Source organism: Ancylomarina sp. 16SWW S1-10-2 (assembly GCF_009669305.1).
In the GTDB taxonomy this organism is placed as follows: Bacteria; Bacteroidota; Bacteroidia; order Bacteroidales; family Marinifilaceae; genus Ancylomarina.
Window position 1 is genome coordinate 1 of sequence record NZ_SADB01000217.1, and the last position, 460, is coordinate 460.

At 41.5% G+C, this 460-nt stretch carries 2 pseudogenes; both read left to right on the forward strand.

The features are described 5' to 3' along the window. Positions 1 to 223 (forward strand): annotated as a pseudogene (locus EMN46_RS20095) (hypothetical protein); the annotation flags it as partial. Positions 224 to 320: 97 nt separating this feature from the next. Continuing rightward, a pseudogene (locus EMN46_RS20620) lies at positions 321 to 460 on the forward strand (DNA-binding response regulator); the annotation flags it as partial.

Genomic DNA, 460 nt, shown 5'->3' on the forward strand with positions numbered 1-460 from the left:
ACTACAAGCATTAGCATGGGTTGGCTGGTATATGATTGGCAGCCGATTTGAACTCAACCCTGTATACTTCGTTTTTCTTGTTATCGTGGGCGTGTTAATGGCATACCAGCAGTGGCTGATTCGCTACCGACAACCTTCTGCCTGTTTTGTCGCATTTACCAACAACCACTGGGTTGGTTTATGTATTTTTGCGGGTATTTGGGCACATTACTTTTTCATTTAGCCTTTTTACAGCTATTTTTACAGCATGTAACAAAACTGTAACAACTGCAATATTTAATGCTAGCATCTATTAATGTAATGAGCTGAGAGCGTGTAGCATGAGCCAAAACCGAACCATTCTTATCGTTGACGATGAAGTTGCCATCCGCGACATGTTACGCATTGCCTTAGAAATGGCTGACTACACCTGTATCGAAGCATCCAATACCCAAGACGCTTTAGCATTAATTGTTGATGA